Below are 16,833 nucleotides of genomic sequence, written 5' to 3'. Positions count from 1 at the left end.
TTACCGTCCTGCCGCTGCCGTGGCCAGTGCGGCCAGGGTGTCATTGGCGCGTGGCACTTCCACATCCTGCATGGCCTGCTGCAGCTGGTTGAGTTGCTGGGCGGCCTGCTGGCCTCGGCGCGAGGAGATATCGAAATACTTGTGCACGGCGTCAGCCGCAGCGGCCAGGTCATTGCGCGAGGCATTCATCTGGCGGCCCAGCAAGGCCATGCGGGCGTTCAGGATGCGCAGCTTGAGGTTCTCGCGCACAAAAAATGCCTGTGTGGGCGAGAGCAGCACCGCATCGGGGTAGTCGATGCGGCGTACGCGCACGAGGCTGCGGGCTTCCTCATGCACCACGCCCCAGGCGGTGGACAGCGCCGACAGCCACCAGCTGGGGCTGGCACTGTCGTACGTTGCAGCTTCGGCTGGGGTACTGGCTGCAGCGGGGGTAGCCGATGGGTTGCCCCGGTTGCGGGCGGGCGCCGTGCGGCGGGCGTTTTTGTCGAGCACATCGTTTTGCAGCGGCAGATCATCGATCTGGCGCAGCAGGTCATCCATGCGGGCCAGCAGGCCGGCGGTGTCCAGCGATTTGCTCGCGGCGATGCGGTCCAGGTCGCGGGCAATGGCGCGTTGCAGCGGGGCCAGGCGCGGCTGGGCCGAGACGGTCACGCGCTGCTGGGCGATCTTGAGGGCGCTGACGAGCGGGTCGGGGCTGCCGCTCAGCTGGCTTTGCTGCATCGCAAAGCGCACGGCGCTTTCGATATCGCCGACCATGGTGTCATCGCGGTTGCGTGAGAGGCTTTGCACCAGCTCTTCGAGCTGGCCGCGCTGCAGCGCAACTTCGCCCACGCGCGCTTCCATTACCGACATGCGCGAGGCGGTATCGCGCGAGACATCTTCGGCCTGGCGGGCGAGGGTGCGCGCTTCCACGGCCTGGCTGCGCGAGTCGGCGCTTTGCAGCGCCAGCTGCTGCTGGATGTTGTTGAGCCGCTGCCAGAGCATGGCCGCGCTGATGATGGCAATGGTGGCGGCAACGCCCAGAGCCACTGACGTCCAGACCCAGGCTTGCGGCATGCGGCCGCCCGCAGGGTGGGCCTGGTGGGAGGAGGTGGCCGGGTGGGGAGGCGTGGGGTTCGGTGCGTGCTCGGGCAGCGTCATAGGGCAGATTCTAACGACGCCACCACGTCTTCCAGCGAAGGCCTGCACTGCTGAATGTGGACAAATCCTGCCGCTCGGGTCGCTTGCGCGATGCGTGCATGGGTGCTGAGCGCCTGGGCAGGCGCCAATGCGTCGGCGCTGAATCTGTTGCTTAAATGCATCACCGCCTCGGAGCTGCTGAACAGCCAGATGCTGCCATCGGTCAGCGCCTGCGTTGCCAATGCCAGTTGCGCTGGCGTCCAAGCGGGCGCGCGGCGCTCGTAGACACCGACAAAATCTACGCCCACACCAGCCGCTTGCAACTGGCGCGCCAGCCATTCGCGGCCTGAGCCGCTCACCAACTGGTCGATCGCGCTGCCCGCGCTGGCGCCGCGCACCACCAGCACGCGCTGGCCCGATGCTGCCATCGCTGCGGCCTGGGCGCCGACCTCGGTCCACAGCGATTCGGAGTCGAACTGCGGGGCATCGGTGGCGGGTTGGTCGATCAAATCAATGGGCACGCCCAAGGCCTGTGCCGCGCGGGCCGTGCCTGGGCCCGGGCACCACAGCCGGGTATGGGGCGCCTTGCGCTGCTGCTGGGCCAGCGCCTGCACCAGGGCCGGGTCCAGAAAAAAACGGGCCGCATTGGTGCTCACCAGCATCAACGCGCCATAGTGCTGCCAATGCTGGCGCGCATGCATTCGCGCCGTGTGGTGGGCGGGGCTGTCGGCTGGAACAATATCGATCAGTGGCAGCGCATCGGCCCGCAACCCCCGCTGCCGCAACTGGGCGACCCAGTCGTCCGCCTCGGGTTGCGGGCGGGTGATGATGGTGCGGTGGTGTGACGGGGCCATGGCGGACGGCGGCCGGGTGCTTAGCGGCGCACCTGCGCGCCCGCTTGCTGCAGCAGCGATGCCACCTGCTGGCCCAGTGCATCGGCGCTGGCCAGGTCGGTGACGGCCGCGCGGGCCTGCGCAGACACCAGGGGCGCGTTCGGGTTGGCTTCGTCGCCCCAGGCGGCGCGCAGCCACAGCTGGCCGTCCTGCCATTCACCGTGCGCGGCCAGCGGCATCGAGCAGCTGCCGCCCATACAGCGGCTGACGGCGCGCTCGGCCGTCACGGTCTGCCAGGTGCGCGGATCGGCCAGGCCGGCAAACAGGGCCAGCAGGTCCTGGCGGTCGCTGCGCACCTCAATGCCCAGCGCGCCCTGGCCGGCCGCGGGCAGCATGGTGTCGGTGGCAAAAGCATGGCAGATGCGTGCATCCAGCGCCAGGCGCTTGAGGCCGGCAGCGGCCAGCACAATGCCGTCGTACTGGCCTTCATCGAGCTTGCGCAAGCGGGTGTTGACATTGCCGCGCAGCGGCTGGATATCCAGATCGGGACGCAAGGCGCGCAGCAGCACCTGGCGGCGCAGGCTGGAGGTGCCGACCACGGCGCCCAGGGGCAGATCCTGCAGACTGGCGTAGTGGTTGGAGACCCAGGCATCGCGCGGGTCTTCGCGTTCGAGCACGGCTGCCAGCGCAAAACCCGGTGGCAGCTCCATCGGCACATCCTTGAGCGAGTGCACGGCCAGGTCGGCGCGGCCCGTCTCCAGCGCGGTTTCCAGCTCTTTGACAAACAGGCCCTTGCCGCCCACCTTGGACAGCGTGCGGTCCAGAATCTGGTCGCCCAAGGTGGTCATCCCCAACAGGCTGACCTGGTGGCCCAGGCGCTGCAGGATATGTTGCACATGTTCAGCCTGCCACAGGGCAAGCTGGCTTTCGCGGGTGGCGATGGTCAGGGACAAGGAGCTCATGGGATGGGGGAGCACGCCAGGCCCGGTCACCTCTTTATTGGCGGCCGGACACCTTACGTGGTCAACAAGCGGTTCACAACAGGCGGCTGATGCTAGCATGTGCAGCGCCGCTCTTGGCGCAGTGCGACTTTGAGCGGCATCAATCGTTCAGCCCCTTTGCTACTTTGCCCTTCGCCCATGACCACTGCCAGCAAAAAAGACAACCCTGCAGTCGCCAAGACCCCTGCGCGCAAACCGAAGGCGAGCAGCCCTGCCGCCACCCAGGCCGTGATGCGGCGCGCGGACAAGGACCAGCCTTTGATGGATGACATCCGGCTTCTGGGCCGGATTCTGGGCGATGTGATTCGCGAGCAGGAGGGCCAGGCCGCGTTCGATCTGATCGAACAGGTGCGCCAGCTGTCGGTAGCCTACCGCCGCAATGACGACCAGGATGCAGAGAAATCGCTCAAGTCGCTGCTCAAGGGCCTCTCGGGCGACCAGACGGTGAGCGTGATCCGCGCCTTCACCTATTTCTCGCACCTGGCCAACCTGGCCGAAGACCGCCACCATATCCGCCGCCGCGAGATCCATGAGCGCGCCGGCAACACCCAGGAGGGCAGCATCGAGGTGGCGCTGGCGCGCCTGCGCTGGGCCGGCATCCCCGTCAAGGCCGTCTCGCAAACCCTGGCGCACAGCCTGATCTCGCCGGTGCTCACGGCCCACCCCACCGAGGTGCAGCGCAAGAGCATTCTGGATGCTGAGCGTGCGATTGCCGCCTTGCTGGTGGCGCGCGACGATATCGCCCAGCGCGCCCAGCTCTTCAACAGCAGCAAGGACACGCTGACCCCGCGCCAGCTGGCCGACAACGAGCTGCAGCTCAGTGCCCAGGTCACCCAGCTGTGGCAGACGCGCCTGCTGCGCTACTCCAAGCTGACGGTCGAGGACGAGATCGACAACGCGCTGAGCTACTACCAGGCCACGTTCCTGACCGAGATCCCCAAGCTCTACGCTGCGCTCGAGCGCGAGCTGGGCGAGCGTGACCTGGCCACCTTTTTGCGCATGGGCCAGTGGATTGGCGGCGACCGCGACGGCAACCCCAATGTCACCGCCAAGAGCCTGCAAGAAGCGCTGCGCCGCCAGTCCGACCTGGTGCTGCGCCACTACCTGACCGAGGTGCACTACCTGGGGGGGGAGCTGTCGATGTCCCAGCGCCTGGCCGGCAACACCGCCGCCTTGCAGGCGCTGGCCGCGCGCTCGCCCGATACCAGCCAGCACCGCGAAGACGAGCCCTACCGCCGCGCGCTGATTGGTGTGTATGCGCGCCTGGCCGCGACCTTGAAGAACCTGAGCGGCGGCGAAGCGGCCCGCCATGCGGTGGCGCCGCAGAATCCCTATGCCACCAGTGACGAGTTTCTGGCCGATCTGCGTGTCATTGAGGATTCGCTGCGCGACAACCATGGCCGCGCGCTGGTCGAGCAGCGCCTGTCACCGCTGATCCGTGCCGTGCAGGTGTTTGGCTTCCATCTGGCCACCGTCGATCTGCGCCAAAGCTCGGACCAGCATGAGGCTGTGATCAGCGAGCTGCTGGCCACCGCCGGCCTGCAGGCCGACTACAGCCAGCTGAGCGAGGCGGCCAAGCGCGAGCTGCTGCTGCAATTGCTGTGCGATGCGCGCCCCTTGCGCGTGGTGGGCGCCAGCTACAGCGAGCGCTGCCAAAGCGAGATGGCAATTTTCGAGCGCGCGCGGCTGTCGGTGCAGCTCTATGGCCAGGATGCCATCCGCCACTACATCATCAGCCACACCGAATCGGTCAGCGACCTGCTCGAAGTGCTGCTGCTGCAAAAAGAGGTGGGCCTGCTCAGCGGCCGCATCAACGACGGCCAGTCGCGCGCAACCTTGATCGTGAGCCCGCTGTTCGAGACCATCGATGACCTGCGCCACGCGGCCACCATCATGCGCGAGTACTACGCGCTGCCCCATATTGCCGCGCTGATCCAGCGCAGCGGCGCCGAGCAGGACATCATGCTGGGCTACAGCGACAGCAACAAGGATGGCGGCATCTTCACCAGCAACTGGGAGCTGTACCAGGCCGAGCTGGCGCTCGTCGCGCTGTTTGACGAGCTGAGCCAGCCCAACCCCGTGCAGCTGCGGCTTTTCCATGGCCGGGGCGGTACCGTGGGGCGGGGCGGCGGCCCGAGCTACCAGGCGATTCTGGCCCAGCCGCCGGGCACCGTGCGCGGCCAGATTCGCCTGACCGAGCAGGGCGAGGTGATCGCCTCCAAGTACGCCAACCCCGAGATCGGCCGGCGCAACCTGGAAACGCTTGTGGCTGCCACCTTGGAAGCGACCTTGCTGCAGCCCACCAAGCCCGCCAGCCAGGCGTTTTTGGATGCCGCCGCTGACCTGTCTGCTGCCAGCATGTCCGCCTACCGCGACCTGGTCTACGGCACCAAGGGCTTTGAGAGCTATTTCTTCAGCTCCACCCCGATCCGCGAGATTGCCGAGCTCAATATCGGCTCGCGCCCCGCGTCGCGCAAGGCCAGCCAGCGCATTGAGGATTTGCGCGCCATTCCCTGGGGCTTCAGCTGGGGCCAGTGCCGCCTGACCTTGCCAGGCTGGTACGGCTTTGGCTCGGCTGTGCAGGCCTTTGTCGGGCAAGAGGGCAAGACCGCCAAGCTGCAATGGGCCTTGCTGCAGAAGATGTACCGCCAGTGGCCGTTTTTCCGCACCTTGCTGTCCAACATGGACATGGTGCTGGCCAAGAGCGATATGGCGCTGGCATTGCGTTACAGCGAGCTGGTGGCAGACACCCGTTTGCGCAAACGCGTGTTCCAGGCGATTGAGGCCGAATGGAAGAGCACGGCCGAGGCGCTGGCGCTGATCACCGGCGAGGCCAATCGCCTGGCCAACAACCCGGCGCTGGAGCGCTCGATCCGCCACCGCTTCCCTTATATCGATCCCTTGCACCATCTGCAGGTGGAGCTGATCCGACGCTGGCGCAATGGCGAGGACAATGAACGGGTCAAGACCGGTATCCATATCTCCATTAACGGCATTGCAGCGGCGCTGCGCAACACCGGTTGAGGTGATCCGGATGTGGGCTGGGCTCCCTGCCGTTGGCAAGCGTCCGCCCCTGCGATAAGGCCCTGGCGCCCAGCCGGGGCCTTTGTTATTTTTACGGGGCAGGTGGGTTATCTGCCTTGGATGCAAATACCTGCAACTGTGGAGCTTTGACACACAGCTGCCAAACAAAAAGGAATGGTGATGAATGCCTATGTGTACCTGGGTGGCGCGATTGCGCTGGAAGTGATGGCCACCACGGCGATGAAGTCGTCCGAGGGCTTTACCCGGCTGGTGCCCAGCCTGATTTGCGGCCTGGGCTATGTGCTGTCGTTCTACCTGCTGGCGCAGACCTTGAAAACCATACCCACCGGCATCGCCTATGCGATCTGGTCGGGCGTGGGGATTGTGGCGATCTCGCTGATCGCCTGGGCCTTGCATGGGCAAAAGCTCGATGCCGGGGCGATGGCAGGGATGGGCCTGATCATTGCCGGGGTGCTGGTGATCAATCTGTTCTCGAAGTCGGCGGGGCATTGATGCGGTTTGTCCACAGATGCGCTCCTTGCAAGGATTGACACAGAAGCTCCGCCAGCGATTTATAAAATTAATCTTAGAATGCTTCGTTTTGAATTGAAGGCCAAGAAGGGGTACAGGCATGGGGTGGATGGCAAAAATAGGGGCCAGTGTGGTCACCTGGGGTGCGATGGCGGGCATGGCCGCAGCGGCTGGCGCGGCGGTGCCAGCAGGCCAGGCGGAGCAGGTCTTCAAGGTGCCGGCGCTGGAGCAGCCCGCTGGCGTACCGCTTGAGTTTGTCCGCACCAAGAGCATGGAAGCGGGCCTGGCCATCCAGCCGGTCGCCATCGACCTGGGCGAGTGGACGGGCCTGAAGTCTGCCCCCGAGATGCCCGTGCACATCATTGGCGCCTCGCGCGCGGTGCAGCAAGCCCAGTCCGCTGCGCAAACGGCGCAGTTGCTGCAATGGCAGCCCTCGGCCAAGGGCGGCACCGTGGCGGCCTTGAGTGTGCGCTCGGGTGGTGCCCAAGGCCTGCGTTTGGGCCTGGTGGTGGAGCAGCTGCCTGGCAGCGCGATGCTGCGCCTCTATACCGACCACCAGTCCGCAGCGGTGTTCGAGATTGCCGGCCAGCGCGTGATGCAGACGCTGCAGGCCAATCGCGATGCCGGCGACCACAGCGAAGCGGGCCGTACCTGGTGGACGCCCAGCAGTTCTGGCGAGCAGGTGAGCTTGGAGATCGAGCTGCCTCCGGGCACGGCGCCTGAGCAGCTCAAGTTGTCGCTGCCGCAAGTGATGCACATCTATGAAAACCTGTCGCTGCCACTCGGTACGGAAGAATCGGATGCAGCGCAGGAGGATGCCAAGGCCATGCCGCTGGGCAACCCGGTCGAATGCCACCTGGATGTGAACTGTTTCAGCCAGCTCGCCACCGAGCGCAAAGGCGTGGCCCGCATGGCCTATGTGACCGAGCGCATGGCCGATGGCAGCTACTACTATGGCCTGTGCACCGGCAGCCTGCTCAACGATGCCCAGGGCTCCAGAACACCGTACTTTCTGACCGCCGCCCACTGCATGTCGACCCAGACGCTGGCTTCGGCGCTGGAGACCGACTGGTTCTACACGTCCACGCGCTGCTCCAGCAACAGCCTCTCGCCCAGCAGCGTGAATCTGCGCAATGGCGCCCAACTGCTCTACAGCAGTGCCAACCCCGATGTCACCTTGCTCAAGCTCAACGACACGCCGCCAGCGGGTGCCGTGTTCCTGGGCTGGGACAGCAGCATCGTGCCCAACAGCACCAGCGTGGCGGGCGTGCACCACCCCGATGGCGGCCTGCAAAAGATCAGCTTTGGCATCATGTCCTCGCGCTATGACTGCAGCCTGGACAGCAAGAGTGTGTTCTGCACCTCGGCCCCCAGCAGCGGCAACTACTACTTTGTGCAATGGACCCTGGGCCTGACCCAGCCGGGCAGCAGTGGCTCCCCGCTGTTCAACAACGGCGCCGTCACCGGTGTGTTGACCGGCGCTTCGGAGGCCAGCTGCCGCGCCAACGCGGGCGGCGCCTACAGCTTCTACCCCAGCTTGAACAGCGTGATGCCGGCTCTGCGCAAATGGCTGGTGGATGCGGGCGGCACGCAAACCCCGGTCGCAGGCCGCATGCCGGTCTACCGCTTCTACAACACGCAAAACGGCACACACTTCTTTACGGCCAGCGCGCAGGAGCGCGATGCGGTGATCCAGGGCAACCCGAACTACCAGTATGAAAATATTGGCTTCTATGCGTCCACGCAAACGGCTGCAGCGTCCAATGCGGTCTACCGCTTCTACAACAACAACTCGGGCTCGCACTTCTACACGATCAATGCCGACGAGCGCGCCTTCGTGATTGCGAACTACCCGCAGTTCAGCGTGGAAGGCACTGCCTGGTATGCACGCCAGGCCCAAGGCGAGGGCTCGGTCCCGATGTACCGTTTCTACAATACGCTCACTGGCGCGCACTTCTACACGACCAACCCGTCCGAGCGCGACTTTGTCGTGGCGACCTATCCGCAGTTCAATTTCGAGGGTGTTGGCTACTACGTCTGGGGCAGCCAGTAAGCGGGCGCGGACTGGGTCTGACAGCCGGCGGGAGAGCGGTCAGACCCTGTAGTTCAGCACCGGCCCATCAGCCCCTTTCCACCGGGCGCGCTGGGTCGCTGCACCATTCGCTCCAGCTGCCGGCAAACAGCGCCGTGGGCGCATAGCCTGCAATCTCCATCGCGATCAGATTGGGCAGTGCGCTGACGCCGCTGCCGCACTGGTGCACCACCGTCTGCGGGTCGTGCCCGGCCAGCAGCGCATCAAACTCGGCACGCAGTTCAGCGGCGGGCTTGAAGCAGCCATCCGCACCGATATTGCTCGTAAAGGGCCGGTTGAGGGCGCCAGGGATATGGCCGGCCACCGGGTCCAGCGGTTCGACCTCACCACGGTAACGCGCAGGCGCACGCGCGTCGATGATGGTTTGCGGCGTACCCAGGGCTTGCTGTACCTGGGCAGCGGTCTTGAGCGTGCGCAGCGCAGGGCGCAGCTCGAAGTTGCTCTGGAAATGGCTGACCGCCTCGCCCGCCTCCACCGCGCCGCCTGCGGCCTGCCAGGCCTGCAAGCCGCCGTCGAGCACGGCGACGGCATCATGGCCGGCCCACTTGAGCATCCACCACAGGCGGCCAGCGTAGTTCACGCCATTGCGGTCATAGACGACCGCCTGCATGTCATTGCGAAAGCCCACTTGCGACAGCCACACCGCAAAGCGCTCGCGGCTGGGCAGTGGATGGCGGCCGCCAGAGGCCGGCTCGCCCAGGTCGGTGGCAGCAATCGTCTGGCCGTGGCTGAGGGCGCCGTGCGGGGCGCTCAGGTCCTTGTCGAGGTTGGCGTAGACGGCGCCTGCGATATGGCTCTGGGCAAACTGCTCGGCACCGGCGGCCGGCTGGCTCAGGTCAAAGCTGCAGTCAAACACCATCACGTGTTGGGGGCTGGACTGCTGCAGCGCCTGCAATTGGGCGACGGTGATCAGGGTGGTATAGGCAGCGGTGAGGGGCGTGGTGGCCATGGCAGGTGCTCCAAGAAAAATCTTGCAAACATTATGTGGCAGCGCCGCGCCCGCTGCAGGCAACGGGTGCCGCGCCACCCCGCAAACGGCTGCCGACCCGGGTCAGCGCTTGCGCAGCACCGTGGCGACGATGCCGCTGCCGACGATCAAGGCCATGCCCATCCAGCCAATCGCCGGAATCTGGTCGCCAAAGACGACGATGCTAAAGAGGCCTGCAAACACAATGCCCGAGTACTGCAGGTTCGCGACCACCAGGGTGGCGCGGCGCGTGGTGGCCGAGCCGTAGGCGCGCGTCATCGCCAGCTGGGCGCCGGCGGCCAGAATGCCGACGGGGATCAGCCACAGCGCCGGCCAGCCGGGAAAGCTCGACGTTCCGACAAACAAGGTCGCCAGGCCGCCGGCAATGGCCGAGCCCACGGCAAAGTAGAAGACCACACGCTGCTCGGGCTCACCCATGCGCGACAAGGCCACCACCTGCATGTAGGCAAAGGCCGAGATCAGGCCGGACATCAGGCCCACCAGGCCGGCGAACATCTGATCGGCCTCGATATTGGGGCGCAGCATCAGAATGACGCCGCAAAAACCACTGATCACCGTCAGCACCAGCGGAATGTTCAGCGCCGGCTGGTCGCCTTCTGCCTTGGGGCGCCAGGTGAGCAGCGCGCTGCCCACGACAAAGGCCGCGACCCAGAGGCTGCTCATGTAGTTCAAGGTCATTGCGGTGGCCAGCGGCAGCTTGCCGATCGCATAGAACCACATGCCCATCGAGGTGACACCGATGCAGCTGCGCCAGGCATGCATCTTGGGGTAGCGGGTGGTGAGCGAAATATGCTGGCGCCGGGTGAGCCACCAGATCAGCGCCATGCTGATGAGGCCGCGGTAGAACACGATCTCGGCCGCATTGAAGTACACAGAGGCGAACTTGATGCACACGCCCATGAGTGCAAACATGAACGCGGCGGCCACCATCCAAAGGGCTTGCATCGGAAATTTCTAAATAAAAAAGCTGCTATCGCAAAGCGCTAGCAGCTGTGGGGTGCTCTGCAGAACCTTCGCCCGGGCCCTTGTTCAGACCCTGGCAAGGTGTTGTGCAGACCTTACCTGGTAGTTGGGAGTGCCTGGCCGTGGCAGATCACCTGTCTGGAACGGCGGTCTGCATCATACCCCGATACCACTCGTGGAAGTGCTGCATGCCGTCTTCCATCGGACTCTGGTAGGGGCCCACTTCGTTGTCGCCGCGCTCGAACAAGGCCTTGCGGCCGGCATCCATGCGCTCGGCGATCTCGTCGTCTTCGATGGCCGTTTCCATATAGGCGGCGCGCTGCGCCTGCACAAACTCGGGCTCGAAGGCGCTGATTTCCTCGGGGTAGTAGAACTCCACCACATTGAGGGTCTTGTCCACGCCCAGTGGGTGCAAGGTCGAGACCGTGAGCACATGCGGGTACCACTCCACCATGATGTGGGGGTAGTAGGTCAGCCAGATCGCGCCGTGCTCGGGCATCTTGCCGCCTCGGAAGTTCAGCAGCACCTCGTGCCAGGTCTTGTAGATGTCCGAGCCTGGCTTGGCAAAGGTGGGCGCCACGCCCACGGTCTGCACCGAGTACTCCTTGGCGAACTCCCACTTCAGATCGTCGCAGGTGACGAAATTGCCCAGTCCGGGGTGGAAGGGGCCGACGTGGTAGTCCTCCAGGTAGACCTCGATAAAGGTCTTCCAGTTGTAGTTGCACTCATGCATCTCGACATGGTTGAGCACAAAACCATCAAAGCTCAAGGCAGCGGCCGGGCCCATGTTGGCCAGATCGGCCTGGATGTTGCGGCCGTTGTCCTCAAAGAGGAGGCCATTCCACTCCTGCAACTTGTAGTTGTTCAGGTTGAGGCAGGGATCCTGGGCAAAGTGCGGGGCGCCCAGTAGCTCGCCGCTTGGGCTGTAGGTCCAGCGGTGCAGCGGGCAGACGATATTGCCGCCGGCGCTGCCTTTTTGCTGGTGGTTGAGCGAGCCCCGGCCCTTGAGCATCAACGCCTGGCGGTGGCGGCAGACGTTGGAGATCAGCTCGGCCTGGCCTGCGGCATTGCGCACCAGGGCCCGCCCTTCCTTTTCATGGGGAAGGGCGTAGTAGTCGCCAATCTCGGGAATCGCCAGCTGGTGGCCCACATATTTAGGGCCGTTCTGGAAGATGGTTTGCATCTCGCGCTCGAAAAGCGCTTGATCAAAGTAGCTTGAAACTGGAAGTTGGCTTGCGGCCTGCTGCAGTTGAAGACTTAAATCAGACATGGGTGACCTGACCTAAAGACTCCCCACAGGGAGGGTGCGCGTGCGCACGCGGAGAAAAAAATAAAACCGGCAGCAACAACAAAGGATGGCCGGTTTCGCGAAAAATGGGATTATACCCAGTGGGGTTATTCCCGTTCCGACCATGCGTGAATTGGCCATGGGTGACACAGCATGTCACCGATCCTTCATCGCACAGACAGACCGCCAATATTATCAAATTGATAGCTATAGCCTCATATTTCACGATAGATCGCCGGGATTTTTTGTGGGAATTGGGCCGGGCCTGCAGGCCTCGCAACGGTGGTTGGTCGTCGCTGCGCGCGCAGCCGCTTGTCCTGCGCCTAAAATCGAGCCTTTACATCCATGCACCTGGGCACGCTGTTTGCCCCCTTTGCCCATGCCCAAGGCCACTGCCTCCAAGACGTCTGCCACGCCGGACCTGCCCGAACCCGATAACTACGAAAGCGCGCTGCAGGAGCTCGAAGGCCTGGTTGCGCGCATCGAGTCCGGTCAGCTGCCTTTGGGCGACATGCTGGCCGCCTACCAGCGTGGCGCCGTGCTGCTGGCATTTTGCCGGGGCAAGCTCGAGGCGGTGCAGGACCAGATCAAAGTACTGGATGAGGGCCAGCTCAAGCCCTGGACCAGCGAGGAATAAGTGCTAACCATGACTTCAGCGCACGATAATTTTGCCCTTTGGTGCAGCCAGGAACTCGCCCGCGTGGAGGACGCCCTCACGCTGTGGATTGCCGCCGATGCCCCTGCCAACCTGGGCGAGCCCATGCGCTACGCCGTGCTCGATGGCGGCAAGCGCCTGCGCCCGCTGCTGGTGCTGGCCGCTGCCCAGGCCGTGGGCAGCCTGGATGCGTCCCAGGCAGAGGCCGCCTTGCGCGCCGGCTGCGCGGTGGAGCTGATCCACGCCTATTCGCTGGTGCATGACGATATGCCCTGTATGGACAACGATGTGCTGCGCCGTGGCAAGCCCACCGTCCATGTGCAGTTTGGCCAGGCCCAGGCCTTGCTCGCGGGCGACGCGCTGCAGGCGCTGGCGTTCGAGATCCTGGTTCCCGAGGGCAGTGCCATCTCCGATGGCGTGCAGGCGCGCCTGTGCCGCCAGCTGGCCTGGGCAGCGGGCTACAACGGCATGGCCGGTGGCCAGGCCATTGACCTGGCCAGTGTGGGCAAGCAGCTCAGCCGCGAGCAGCTCCAGCAGATGCACAAGCTCAAGACCGGCGCGCTGCTGCAGGCCAGCGTCGAGATGGGCGCCACCTGCGCCGGCATCCAGGGCGCAGCGCTCGCAGCACTGAAGCAATACGGCGCCGCCCTGGGACTGGCGTTCCAGGTGATCGACGATGTGCTCGATGTGGTGGCCGATTCGGCAACGCTGGGCAAGACCGCCGGCAAGGACGCCGACAACGACAAGCCCACCTATGTATCGCTGATGGGCCTGCAGCCCGCGCGCGACTATGCCCATGAGCTGCTGGCCGAGGCGCAGCGGGCACTGGCAGGCAGCGGTTTGCCCCAGACGGCCGCGCTCGCGGCGCTGGCCGACATGGTGGTGCGCCGCAGCCATTGAGTAGGCCAAATGCGCCTTGTGACGGCTTAACCGGCCTCAAGGCGCTAACATAGCCCCTTGCCATTCCAGTAAAAAAACTGCGCGGATGCTTCCGAGGTATGCGTAGCAAGTGACCAAACCATAGTATGTCCACGAAGACCTTTCCCCTGCTAGCCACCGTCAATGACCCGGCGGATCTGCGCAAGATGTCGCGCGCCGAGCTCAAGACCCTGGCGCGTGAGCTGCGGGAGTTCGTGCTCGAGAGCGTGTCCAAGACCGGCGGGCACCTCAGCTCCAACCTGGGCACGGTGGAGCTGACCATTGCGCTGCACGCCGTCTATGAAACGCCGCATGACCGCTTTGTCTGGGATGTGGGCCACCAGACCTATCCGCACAAGATTCTGACGGGCCGGCGCGACCGCATGCAGGGCCTGCGCCAGTGGGGCGGCATCTCGGGCTTTCCGCTGCGCAGCGAGAGCGAATACGACGCCTTTGGCACCGCCCATTCATCGACCAGTATCTCGGCGGCGCTGGGCATGGCCGAGGCCTTCAAGCTGCAGGGCAGCGACCGCCAGGCGGTGGCCATCATTGGCGATGGCGCGATGACCGCCGGCATGGCCTTCGAGGCGCTGAACAACGCCGGGGTCAGCGATGCCAATCTGCTGGTGATCCTGAACGACAACGACATGAGCATCAGCCCGCCGGTGGGCGCGCTCAACCGCTACCTGGCGCAGCTGATGAGCGGCCAGTTCTATGCCAAGGCGCGGGGCGTGGGCAAGAGCATGCTCAAGCAGGTGCCGCCGCTCCTGGAGCTGGCCAAGCGCCTGGAGCAGCAGGCCAAGGGCATGGTGGTGCCCGCCACCCTGTTCGAGAACTTCGGCTTCAACTACATCGGCCCCATCGATGGCCATGACCTCGATTCGCTGATTCCCACCCTGGAGAACATCCGCCAGCTCAAGGGCCCGCAGTTTCTGCATGTGGTCACCAAAAAGGGCCAGGGCTACAAGCTGGCCGAGGCCGACCCGGTGGCCTACCATGGCCCGGGCAAGTTTGACCCGGCCATCGGCCTGGTCAAGCCCGCCACGCCGCCCAAGCCCACCTTTACCCAGGTCTTTGGCCACTGGCTGTGCGACATGGCCGCCCAGGACGAGCGCCTGGTCGCGATCACTCCAGCCATGCGCGAAGGCTCGGGCATGGTCGAGTTTGAAAAGCGCTTTCCCAAGCGCTACTTCGATGTGGGCATTGCCGAGCAGCACAGTGTGACCTTTGCCGCTGGCCTGGCCTGCGAAGGGCTCAAGCCGGTGGTCGCCATCTATTCGACCTTCCTGCAGCGCGGCTATGACCAGCTGATCCACGATGTGGCGCTGCAAAACCTGCCCGTGGTGTTTGCGCTGGATCGCGCGGGCCTGGTGGGGGCCGATGGCGCCACCCATGCCGGCAACTACGACATCGCCTTTACCCGCGCCATTCCGAACATGAGCGTCGCCTGCCCGGCCGATGAGCGCGAATGCCGCCAGCTGCTGAGCACCGCTTTTGCGCAGAACCACCCGGTGACCGTGCGCTACCCGCGTGGCGCGGGGGCCGGTGTGGCGCCACTCGAATCGCTGGAAGGCCTGCCCTTTGGCAAGGGCGAGATCCGCCGCCAGGCGCAGCCTGCGGTGGCGGGCCGCCCGCGCATCGCCATCCTGGCCTTTGGCAGTCTGCTCTATCCGGCCTTGCAGGCCGGTGAGGCGCTCAACGCCACGGTGGTGAACATGCGCTGGGCCAAGCCGCTCGATACCGAGCTGCTCGAGCAGGTAGCGCAAAGCCATGAGGCGCTGGTCACTGTCGAAGACGGTTGCCTGATGGGCGGCGCGGGCAGCGCGGTGCTCGAGGCATTGCAGCAGCTGCACATCGATGTGCCGGTGCTGCAGCTGGGCCTGCCCGATGCCTTTATCGAGCATGGCGACCCGGCCAAGCTGATGGCCATGCAGGGCCTGGATGCGACGGGCATCGAGCGCAGCATCCGCGAACGCTTTGCGGTGCCTGAGGCGGCCGCCGGCCAGAGCGCTGCGGCCTGATCCGCCCGCCTGGCACGCGCCTGGTTCTCTTGACAAGCCCGGTCATGGTGAACCGGGCTTTTTTGTGGCCTGCGCCGCCTGTGGCGCAATGCGGACAGAATCCTTTGCAAAACTCTGGGGAAAACCCGCTGAAGTCACTTCTGCAACCATTTCTACAATTTGCAAAGCTAAAAGCGGCTCGCGCCTATGGCAGGATAGCTACCTTTACTTTCAACAAATAATTGGAGACACGAATGGATCGTCGTTCGCTTATCAAAAATGCCGGTATCGCTGGCGTTCTGGCCGCAGGGGTGGCACCGGCCGTGCATGCACAGGCTGCAGTGCGCTGGCGCCTGGCCTCGAGCTTCCCCAAGTCGCTTGACACCATCTTCGGCTCCGCTGAAAAGCTGTCTGCGGCCGTCAAGGCCATGTCCGGCGGCAAGTTTGAAATCTCGGTCCACCCTGCGGGCGAGCTGATGCCCGCATTCGGCGTGGTCGATGCGCTGCAGGGCGACACCATCGACATGGCCCAGACGGCGGCCTACTACTTCACCGGCAAGGACCCGATCTTCGCGTTCAGCTGCGCCGTGCCCTTTGGCCTGACCACCCTGCAGATGGCGGGCTGGAAGGACCACGGCAACGGCCGCAAGCTGCTCGATGCCTTCTTTGAGAAATACAACTTCAAGACCGCATCGGCGGGCAACACCACCACCCAGATGGGCGGCTGGTACCGCAAGGAAATCAAGACCGTGGCTGACTTGAAGGGCCTGAAGATGCGCATGGGCGGCGGTGTGTTCGGTGAGGCCATGGCCAAGCTGGGCGTGGTCGCGCAGAACATGCCAGCGGGCGACGTGTACCAGGCGCTGGAAAAGGGCACGCTGGACGCGGTGGAATTTGTCGGTCCCTACGACGATGAAAAGCTGGGCTTCAACAAGGTCGCTCCGTTCTACTACTACCCCGGTTGGTGGGAAGGCTCGGCTGATCTGGAGTTCTTCATCAATATCAAGAAGTACAACGCGCTGTCGCCCGAGAACAAGGCCATCCTGGACGCCGCCACCCGCGTGGCCGCTGCCGACATGACCGCCAAGTACCAGGTGCTCAACCCCATCGCGCTGAAGAACCTGGTAGCCAACAAGACCCAGCTCAAGCCGTTCTCCAAGGAGCTGATGGACGCTGGCTTCAAGGCCTCGATGGAAACCTTTGCCGAGCACGAGGCCAAGTCGCCCGAGTTCAAGAAGATCCACCAGGACATGCGCGCCTTCCAGAAGGACCAGATCCTGTGGAACCGCTTCTCCGAGTACCCCTTCAACCAGTACATGGCCCAGGTCAAACTGCCCTGATCGGGAGATGCGCCAGGCCATTGGGGCTTGGCCGCAGCAGCCAAGAGCCGCAGCTTGCTGCGGCTTTTTTGCGTCCATACA

The 16,833-nt window shown here is 64.6% G+C and carries 13 protein-coding genes; 7 read left to right on the top strand and 6 right to left on the bottom strand.

Annotation, left to right across the window (positions count from 1 at the left end; translation table 11 throughout):
* From F0Q04_RS18245 to hemC, 3 genes are read right to left on the bottom strand one after another with little or no spacing between them, the layout of a single operon-like run.
* On the bottom strand, window positions 1-1,140 hold the full coding sequence (locus tag F0Q04_RS18245) for a uroporphyrinogen-III C-methyltransferase (RefSeq protein WP_116925956.1): 1,140 nt from the start codon (window positions 1,138-1,140) through the stop codon (window positions 1-3).
* On the bottom strand, window positions 1,137-1,973 hold the full coding sequence (locus F0Q04_RS18240; protein WP_116925957.1) for a uroporphyrinogen-III synthase: 837 nt from the start codon (window positions 1,971-1,973) through the stop codon (window positions 1,137-1,139). Before F0Q04_RS18240 ends, F0Q04_RS18245 begins: the two co-directional genes overlap by 4 nt.
* A gap of 20 nt (window positions 1,974-1,993) precedes the next feature.
* Complete coding sequence (gene hemC / locus F0Q04_RS18235) at window positions 1,994-2,914, bottom strand: hydroxymethylbilane synthase (RefSeq protein ID WP_182342780.1); 921 nt, start codon at window positions 2,912-2,914, stop codon at window positions 1,994-1,996.
* Window positions 2,915-3,184: 270 nt separating this feature from the next.
* On the opposite strand from hemC, the gene ppc reads away from it, so the two are divergent.
* The 3 genes from ppc (at window position 3,185) to F0Q04_RS18220 (ending at window position 8,561) form a co-directional block, all read left to right on the top strand.
* Window positions 3,185-5,977, top strand: a complete 2,793-nt coding sequence (gene ppc / locus F0Q04_RS18230; protein WP_182345783.1) for a phosphoenolpyruvate carboxylase — start codon at window positions 3,185-3,187, stop codon at window positions 5,975-5,977.
* Window positions 5,978-6,157: 180 nt separating this feature from the next.
* Complete coding sequence (locus F0Q04_RS18225) at window positions 6,158-6,490, top strand: SMR family transporter (protein ID WP_133248137.1); 333 nt, start codon at window positions 6,158-6,160, stop codon at window positions 6,488-6,490.
* 127 nt (window positions 6,491-6,617) lie between these two features.
* On the top strand, window positions 6,618-8,561 hold the full coding sequence (locus F0Q04_RS18220) for a trypsin-like peptidase domain-containing protein (protein WP_182342778.1): 1,944 nt from the start codon (window positions 6,618-6,620) through the stop codon (window positions 8,559-8,561).
* A 67-nt stretch (window positions 8,562-8,628) separates the two neighbouring features.
* Here the strand turns inward: F0Q04_RS18220 and F0Q04_RS18215 are convergent, their stop codons facing one another.
* The 3 genes from F0Q04_RS18215 to F0Q04_RS18205 all read right to left on the bottom strand — a co-directional run bounded on the left by F0Q04_RS18215 (window position 8,629) and on the right by F0Q04_RS18205 (window position 11,821).
* Window positions 8,629-9,549: a sulfurtransferase gene (locus F0Q04_RS18215; RefSeq protein ID WP_182342776.1), complete on the bottom strand. Its 921-nt coding sequence runs from the start codon at window positions 9,547-9,549 to the stop codon at window positions 8,629-8,631.
* A gap of 102 nt (window positions 9,550-9,651) precedes the next feature.
* On the bottom strand, window positions 9,652-10,533 hold the full coding sequence (locus F0Q04_RS18210; protein WP_116925962.1) for a DMT family transporter: 882 nt from the start codon (window positions 10,531-10,533) through the stop codon (window positions 9,652-9,654).
* A gap of 148 nt (window positions 10,534-10,681) precedes the next feature.
* Window positions 10,682-11,821 (bottom strand): aromatic ring-hydroxylating oxygenase subunit alpha, encoded by a 1,140-nt coding sequence (locus tag F0Q04_RS18205; protein WP_116925963.1) that lies wholly within the window; start codon window positions 11,819-11,821, stop codon window positions 10,682-10,684.
* A 397-nt stretch (window positions 11,822-12,218) separates the two neighbouring features.
* Here F0Q04_RS18205 and F0Q04_RS18200 point away from each other — a divergent pair, with 397 nt between their 5' ends.
* The 4 genes from F0Q04_RS18200 (at window position 12,219) to F0Q04_RS18185 (ending at window position 16,752) form a co-directional block, all read left to right on the top strand.
* Window positions 12,219-12,476: an exodeoxyribonuclease VII small subunit gene (locus tag F0Q04_RS18200; RefSeq protein ID WP_021026004.1), complete on the top strand. Its 258-nt coding sequence runs from the start codon at window positions 12,219-12,221 to the stop codon at window positions 12,474-12,476.
* Between the two features lie 9 nt (window positions 12,477-12,485).
* Window positions 12,486-13,394, top strand: coding sequence for a polyprenyl synthetase family protein (locus F0Q04_RS18195; protein ID WP_116925964.1), 909 nt, complete (start codon window positions 12,486-12,488; stop codon window positions 13,392-13,394).
* A 125-nt stretch (window positions 13,395-13,519) separates the two neighbouring features.
* Complete coding sequence (gene dxs / locus F0Q04_RS18190; RefSeq protein ID WP_116925965.1) at window positions 13,520-15,433, top strand: 1-deoxy-D-xylulose-5-phosphate synthase; 1,914 nt, start codon at window positions 13,520-13,522, stop codon at window positions 15,431-15,433.
* A gap of 233 nt (window positions 15,434-15,666) precedes the next feature.
* Window positions 15,667-16,752, top strand: a complete 1,086-nt coding sequence (locus F0Q04_RS18185) for a TRAP transporter substrate-binding protein (RefSeq protein WP_116925966.1) — start codon at window positions 15,667-15,669, stop codon at window positions 16,750-16,752.
* Window positions 16,753-16,833 lie beyond the last annotated feature (81 nt).

It is taken from the genome of Comamonas koreensis, from assembly GCF_014076495.1.
GTDB lineage: Bacteria > Pseudomonadota > Gammaproteobacteria > Burkholderiales > Burkholderiaceae_C > Comamonas > Comamonas squillarum.
Note: the sequence above shows the minus strand (reverse complement) of the source record. Positions and strands in the feature narration are given on the sequence as shown.

Coding starts and splice junctions, on each gene's coding strand:
- F0Q04_RS18245 (WP_116925956.1), bottom strand. CDS start 1,140: ATGACGCTGCCCGAGCACGCACCGAACCCCACGCCTCCCCACCCGGCC.
- F0Q04_RS18240 (WP_116925957.1), bottom strand. CDS start 1,973: ATGGCCCCGTCACACCACCGCACCATCATCACCCGCCCGCAACCCGAG.
- hemC (WP_182342780.1), bottom strand. CDS start 2,914: ATGAGCTCCTTGTCCCTGACCATCGCCACCCGCGAAAGCCAGCTTGCC.
- ppc (WP_182345783.1), top strand. CDS start 3,185: ATGCGGCGCGCGGACAAGGACCAGCCTTTGATGGATGACATCCGGCTT.
- F0Q04_RS18225 (WP_133248137.1), top strand. CDS start 6,158: ATGAATGCCTATGTGTACCTGGGTGGCGCGATTGCGCTGGAAGTGATG.
- F0Q04_RS18220 (WP_182342778.1), top strand. CDS start 6,618: ATGGCAAAAATAGGGGCCAGTGTGGTCACCTGGGGTGCGATGGCGGGC.
- F0Q04_RS18215 (WP_182342776.1), bottom strand. CDS start 9,549: ATGGCCACCACGCCCCTCACCGCTGCCTATACCACCCTGATCACCGTC.
- F0Q04_RS18210 (WP_116925962.1), bottom strand. CDS start 10,533: ATGCAAGCCCTTTGGATGGTGGCCGCCGCGTTCATGTTTGCACTCATG.
- F0Q04_RS18205 (WP_116925963.1), bottom strand. CDS start 11,821: ATGTCTGATTTAAGTCTTCAACTGCAGCAGGCCGCAAGCCAACTTCCA.
- F0Q04_RS18200 (WP_021026004.1), top strand. CDS start 12,219: ATGCCCAAGGCCACTGCCTCCAAGACGTCTGCCACGCCGGACCTGCCC.
- F0Q04_RS18195 (WP_116925964.1), top strand. CDS start 12,486: ATGACTTCAGCGCACGATAATTTTGCCCTTTGGTGCAGCCAGGAACTC.
- dxs (WP_116925965.1), top strand. CDS start 13,520: ATGTCCACGAAGACCTTTCCCCTGCTAGCCACCGTCAATGACCCGGCG.
- F0Q04_RS18185 (WP_116925966.1), top strand. CDS start 15,667: ATGGATCGTCGTTCGCTTATCAAAAATGCCGGTATCGCTGGCGTTCTG.